The sequence below is a fragment of the Bradyrhizobium sp. WSM2254 genome (assembly GCF_000472645.1).
Taxonomy (GTDB): Bacteria; Pseudomonadota; Alphaproteobacteria; order Rhizobiales; family Xanthobacteraceae; genus Bradyrhizobium; species Bradyrhizobium niftali.
Window position 1 is genome coordinate 163745 of the sequence record NZ_AXAB01000020.1, and the last position, 6000, is coordinate 169744.

General features: G+C 64.8%; 7 protein-coding genes. 4 read left to right on the top strand and 3 right to left on the bottom strand.

Going from position 1 to position 6000, the window contains the following annotated elements:
• Positions 1 to 8 precede the first annotated feature (8 nt).
• Positions 9 to 1109 (top strand): DUF2336 domain-containing protein, encoded by a 1101-nt coding sequence (locus A3M7_RS0115550; protein WP_027544765.1) that lies wholly within the window; start codon positions 9 to 11, stop codon positions 1107 to 1109.
• Positions 1110 to 1333: 224 nt separating this feature from the next.
• Here the strand turns inward: A3M7_RS0115550 and A3M7_RS0115555 are convergent, their stop codons facing one another.
• Positions 1334 to 1516: a hypothetical protein gene (locus A3M7_RS0115555; protein ID WP_027544766.1), complete on the bottom strand. Its 183-nt coding sequence runs from the start codon at positions 1514 to 1516 to the stop codon at positions 1334 to 1336.
• Between A3M7_RS0115555 and A3M7_RS0115560 the strand changes: the two genes are divergently transcribed.
• Positions 1515 to 2366, top strand: a complete 852-nt coding sequence (locus tag A3M7_RS0115560) for an SDR family oxidoreductase (RefSeq protein ID WP_027544767.1) — start codon at positions 1515 to 1517, stop codon at positions 2364 to 2366. The two genes, A3M7_RS0115555 and A3M7_RS0115560, sit on opposite strands and share 2 nt — an antisense overlap.
• A gap of 9 nt (positions 2367 to 2375) precedes the next feature.
• Here A3M7_RS0115560 and A3M7_RS0115565 read toward each other — a convergent pair whose 3' ends face one another.
• Complete coding sequence (locus A3M7_RS0115565; protein ID WP_027544768.1) at positions 2376 to 2996, bottom strand: hypothetical protein; 621 nt, start codon at positions 2994 to 2996, stop codon at positions 2376 to 2378.
• A gap of 106 nt (positions 2997 to 3102) precedes the next feature.
• On the opposite strand from A3M7_RS0115565, the gene A3M7_RS0115570 reads away from it, so the two are divergent.
• Positions 3103 to 3753: a TetR/AcrR family transcriptional regulator gene (locus tag A3M7_RS0115570; RefSeq protein ID WP_049823428.1), complete on the top strand. Its 651-nt coding sequence runs from the start codon at positions 3103 to 3105 to the stop codon at positions 3751 to 3753.
• A gap of 198 nt (positions 3754 to 3951) precedes the next feature.
• Positions 3952 to 5664, top strand: a complete 1713-nt coding sequence (locus A3M7_RS0115575) for a sulfatase-like hydrolase/transferase (RefSeq protein ID WP_027544770.1) — start codon at positions 3952 to 3954, stop codon at positions 5662 to 5664.
• A gap of 2 nt (positions 5665 to 5666) precedes the next feature.
• Here the strand turns inward: A3M7_RS0115575 and A3M7_RS44210 are convergent.
• On the bottom strand, positions 5667 to 6000 hold a 334-nt coding region (locus A3M7_RS44210), incomplete at its 5' end, for an IS30 family transposase (RefSeq protein WP_210164296.1).

Genomic DNA, 6000 nt, shown 5'->3' on the forward strand with positions numbered 1-6000 from the left:
CACGAGAGATGAATTTGGAGACCGGCCTGATCGATCAACTCGAGATCGCGCTGGCGAGCCCGGAGCTGTCGAAGCGCGCCGAACTCCTGCGCCAGGTCGCCGATCTCTTCGTGCTGGGTTCGGGCAAGTTCACCGACGAGCAGATCGGTCTGTTCGACGGGGTGATGAGCACGCTCCTGAAGAATATCGAATGCGCCGCCCGGGCGACCTTCGGGAGCCGGCTTTCCAGATTGCCTGACGCGCCGCGCCGGACGATCCGCTTGCTGGCGTTTGACGACGCGCCAGAGGTGGCGGTGCCGGTCCTGGAGCACTCGCCACAGCTCGACGAGGCGAGCTTGGCGGAGAACGCGCGGACCAAGAGCCAGGATCACCTGCTGGCCATCGCCGGCCGCAGCCGGTTGACGGAACCCGTCACCGACGTCCTGGTCGAGCGCGGCAACAGTGACGTTGCGATGCGGACAGCCGGTAACGGTGGGGCCAGGTTCTCGGTCCAGGGAATGTCCAGGCTCACCAGCCGGGCCCGGGACAATGGCGCGCTCGCCATGTGCATCTGGGCTCGCCCCGATATCCCCCGCGAGAGCTTGCTGAAATTGTTCGCCCATGCGTCCGAGATGGTGAGGCGCAAGCTGGAGGCGGCCGATCCGCGCCAGGCGGCGCTGATCCGGAGTGCCATTGCGGAGAGCTCCGATGAGCTTCAGACGGTGGCGCGGGCAGGCTCGAGCGAGCATGCCCGGGCGTGGGCCGAGGTGAGCTCCCTGCATTCGAGCGGGCAACTGGACGAGGCACGCGTCCTCGGCTTCATCGGCGAGCGAAGCTTCGACAAGACCGCCGTCGCGCTGTCGCTCATGAGCAGTCTGCCGATCGGAGCGATCGAGCGCGCGCTGGTTCGTTCTGAGCCCGAGCAGATTCTCATTCTCGCGAAGGCCATCGGTCTGTCCTGGGACACGACGAAGGCGATCTTGACGTTTCAGCCTGGTTCGGCCCATGAGGCGAAGGAGCGATTGGACGAGTGCTTTGCGAGCTTCCTCCGGTTGAAGCCAAGTACCGCGAAGGCTGCGCTCCAATTCTACCGGCTCCGCGAGCGGGCCGGCCAGGGTCCTGTCCACTAGCGCAAGCAAACCAATCATTAAGCGCTCATCCGGTATATTCGAACCGTGATGAGGTGGACGTCTCGCCGTTTGCATCTCCTCTCAAGCTTTGTTGCTTCATTCAAACTCTTCGATGTTTGAAGCCTGCGCTCAAGACGAAGAATTGGCGCTTAAAGCACATTCTTGGTCTCGCATCGTTTCTCCTGCGTTTCTTCCAGCGTTCAAACCGCAAAACCCTAGCGCCTTCAGGGGCAAAGAATCGGCTCTTCATCCGCATTCTGATCGCGCGATGATTCTTGCAGCGCGACGTTCGCGTGGCACTTCTTCTTAAGAATCGACACCTGCTGCGCCTGCTTGAGAGTTTGAGCGGCATTGCGCCCCAGCGCCTTCCTGCTACATGATTGCGGGAACTTGAGGGGGAAACACATGCGATCTGTCGTCGTCACCGGCGCGTCCACCGGCATCGGCTCGGCCATTGCGAAATTCCTGGTCGGGCGCGGCTATCGCGTGTTCGGCAGCGTCCGCAAGCAGGCCGACGCCGACCGGCTCAAGGGTGAATTCGGCGCCAATTTCACGCCGCTGCTGTTTGATGTCACCGACGAGGCGGCCGTGCTGGCCGCCGCGCGCAAGGTGCGCGAGGCGCTGGGCGGCGAGACATTGGCCGGCCTCGTCAACAATGCCGGCATCGCGGTCGCAGGTCCCGTGCTCGAATTGTCGGCCGATGATTTCCGCCGCCAGATGGACATCAACGTCATCGGCCCTGTGATCGCGACGCAGGCGTTCGGGCCGCTGCTTGGCGCCGACCCGTCGCTGAAGGGGCCGAAGGGGCGGATCGTGATGATCAGCTCGGTCGCGGGCAAGAACGGCAACCCGCTGTCGGCGCCCTATTGCACCTCCAAGCACGCGATCGAGGGCCTGTCGGAGAGCCTGCGCCGCGAGCTGATGCTGTTCGGCATCGACGTCATCATCGTCGCCCCCGGCGCGGTGAAGACGCCGATCTGGAGCAAGGCGGAGCAGATCGATCTCTCCGTCTACCAGAACTCGCCCTATCTGCCGGCGCTCAACAAGGTCATGGCCTTCATGATGGCGCTCGGCGCCAAGGGCCTGCCCGCCGAGCGCATCGCCGAAATCGTGTTCGAGGCGCTGACCAGCCCAAATCCCAAGGTCCGCTACCAGATCACGCCCGACCGAATGCGCCATTTGATCGGGCCCCTGCTGCCGAAACGGATGCTCGACCGCATTATCGCCAAGCGGCTCGGGCTACTGCCGCAGAGCTGAACCGGCCGCTCAGCCTGCCACGGCCGTCCGTCCGCGCGGTTGGGCGGCCATCGCGATCAGCCGCAGCGCCATCACGGCGAGCAAGGGGACGAGGAACGCGGCATAGAGCGGCATTGCCGGGATGCGCTTGCCGAACGACACCATGAACTGGAACCAGAGGTAATAGCCGCCAACAAGGTGCAGCGCGCGCCAGGCGCGCGGCCCGATCAGCGCTGCCGTGCGATCGAACGAGGTCGCGCTCATGGCGATGATGAACGCATAGCCGATGCCGCCGAAGATGTAGGAGGCGGCGGAAGTCGCCTCCGCAAAGCCGGCCGGATCCATGTTGGCGAACGCGACGATCGCGACCGCGTGGATCGCGTGGGAGGCCGCGAAGCTCAAGCCCAGATAGCGGCGGTTGCGACGCTGCCAGCGCGTCCAGGCATTGGGCCGGAGCCGGGCGAGAGCCGCGGCGCTGAAGGCGAGGCAGAACAGCGTGAGCGAGCTGCGCGCCGTGAAGCGGATCACCATCCGCACGCCCTCGGCCTCGAATTGCCGCATCGAGGCGATCCACAGGCTGAGGACGACCAGGCTGAGGGTGAGGGCAGCCAGCAGCCGCCAGCCTTCGAGCCAGCTTTGACGTTGTGACATGGTGGTCTCCTCCATTATGTAATCATCGATTACATTTACAGCCGGCATATCCGTCAATGGTGTAATCGCTGCTTACATTCACGTTCGGGTGATGCTAGAAGGCCGAATGCCCGCCCGTCAGACCTCCAGGCCGCGCGCCCGCCAAACACCCAAAGCCCGGTCGTACCACCACGGCGACCTCCGCCGCGTGCTGATCGATGCCGCATTGCAACTGGCGGCTGAGGGGGCCGAGGTCTCCGTGCGCGAGGCCGCGCGCCGGGCCGCGGTATCGCCGGGGGCGCCGTTCCGGCACTTCCCCAACCGCGATGCCCTGATGGCCGCGGTGGCCGGGGAGGCGCAGCGGCGCTTTCGTGCCGAGATCGAGGGGGCGATGGGCGAGGCTCCGGTCGCCGATCCGCTCGGCCGCTTCCGGGCCTTCGGCCTCGCCTATCTGCGCTGGGCGATGCGCAATCCCGCGCATTTCGAGATCATCTCGACGGGGCGCTATTTCGCCCATGGCAGCTCCGCGGAGCTGACGCGCGACAATGCCGAGCTGATCGCCCTGACGGAGCGAATACTGGCCGAGGCGGCGGAGCAGGGCCTGCTGCGGCCGGCCGACCTCAAGCGGATCCAGATCGCCGGCCGCGCCCTGGTCTACGGCTTTGCCCGGATGAATCTCGACGGCCACTTTCCGCGCTGGGGCGTGGAGGAGGGTGAGATCGAGCGGATGGCGGAGGGGGTCATCGACCTGTTCATCGCCGGGATCGCCAAACCCTAGAGTTGCTTGCCGCGCGACACATTCGCCCGCCGCTAAGATTAAGAAGGTTGGATCGCGTGCGCGCGTTGCCTGTCCTTGACTGTTCCGTTACAGTTTTATGACACGGTGCAGGCTTCCGGCTGCGCCGGATGCCCTAGCCGCCTTCGGGCCGGCCAGACGGCTAGGATCATCGCGCCGGACCAGCAGTTGCGTGTGTCGATGGCGTCCGCGCCCAATCCAGGTCCTTCTGCCACGACTGCCGTGCTGGCGAGCGTCGCTGCGCTCGGCATCTGGCGGCTGCTCGCGGTCGCCGCGCCGCATCTGGCGGCGCTCGCGCTGATGTACGAGACCGAGACCGATTTCGGCTCGCGCCTCTCCTTCGCACTCGCCTGGGGCATCCTCAATTTCTTCTGGATCACGCTGCTGCGCCGGCCGGCGCTGTCAGGCGCGCTGTCGCTGACCATGGTCGTCGTGCTGGTGCTGCTGTCGCGGCTGAAGCACGACGTCGTGCAGATGACGGCGAACTTCATCGACCTGATGATGATCGACCGCGACACCGTCGCGTTCCTGTTCACGATTTTTCCGAATTTGCGCTGGTCGGTGATCCTGGCCGGTCTCGTCACGCTGCCGCTGATGTACGCGCTGTGGTGGCTCGATCCGTTCCGCATCCGCCGCCTGCCGGCGCTCGCCTGCAAGCTCGCTTGTCTTGCCGCGCTGGTCGGCTATTCGCTCTATCATCCGGATGAGGCCTGGCGCGGCTATTACGACGACGGCTATCTGTCGAAGTTCTTCCGCTCCGGCGTCAGCGCGGTGTCCGACTTCGCGCAGTACGGCTTCATGGAATCGGCCGCCTCGACCAATGAGCGGCTCAACATGCCGCTGGTTGACGCCTGCCATCCCGCAGGCCGCCGGCCGAACATCATCATGATCCATGATGAATCGAGCTTCGACATCCGCGCCGCCCAGGGCATCAAGGTGCCACAGGGTTATGGCAACCACTTCAAGTCGTGGGACGGCAAGCAGCGCACGTTTATGGCCGAGAGCAATGGCGGGCCGAGCTGGTTCACCGAATACAACGTGCTCGCCGGCCTCTCCTCGCGCTCGTTCGGGCGCTTCGCCTATTTCGTGACGCGCATCGCAACAGGCCGCGTCGAGCGCGGCCTGCCGCTGGCGCTGCGCCGCTGCGGTTACGACACCCTGTCGCTCTATCCCGCCTATGGCGGCTTCATGGGCGCGCGCAGCTTCCAGATGACGACCGGCGTCGAGCGCTTCCTCGATTCGAAGGATCTCGGCGCCAAGGACGTCGAGCCGGATTCGTTCTTCTACGACAAGGCGCTCCGGCTGATGGGCGAGCGGACGCCGAACAAGCCGCTGTTCACCTTCGTCTATCTCGGCGCCAATCATTTCCCCTGGGAGACGCGCTTCCGTCCCGATTTGCTGCCGAACTGGCGCGCGCCGGGCAATGTGGCTTCCATCGACGAATATCTGCGCCGGCAGGCGATGAGCGCCGAGCAGTACAAGGCTTTCGTCGCCGGCCTCAAGAAGACCTTTCCCGGCGAGCCCTTCCTGATCGTGCGCTACGGCGATCACCAGCCCGAGTTTGCGCCGAACCTGCTCGAGCCCGGGCTCGACGAGGGAGCTCTCGGCAAGAAGCTCGACGCCTACGATCCGCGCCTCTACGCGACCTACTACGCGATCGACGCCGTCAATTTCGAGCCGGTGAAGAGCGAGGCCGTGATGGACACGATCGACGGCGCGTATCTGCCGCTGGTGATCCAGGAAGCCGCCGGCATCCCCCTCGACCCGTCCTTCGCCGAGCAGAAAGACATCATGCTCCGCTGCAAGGGCATCTTCTACGGCTGCAAGGACGGCGCCGAAGCGCGGCGCCTGAACCGGCTGCTGATCAATGCCGGGATGATCCGGGGGCTGTAGCCTCACGCGTTTTGCGAGCGGGCGTTTTTTGGAGCGTCCATGTCTCTCGACTGTCGTCCTGGCGAAAGCCAGGAGGTGGATTCACACTCGAAGTGCAACAGTTGAGAGGAGAAGGCCTCTGCCGGGGTTCTGAAGTCAAGGCATTTGCGCGGGGTGTTGTTGTAGGTGGCAACGGACTGGCGGAAGCGCTTGGTTGGGAGCTTTTCGAGGTCGGTCTTTCGGGGGATGAAGCGGCGCAAGCGGCCGATGGCGTTCTCGATGCCGCCCTTTTGCCACGGCGCGTGGGGGTCGCAGAAGAAGGTCTTCATCAAGAGGCTCTGCAAGGAAAGGTGGGCG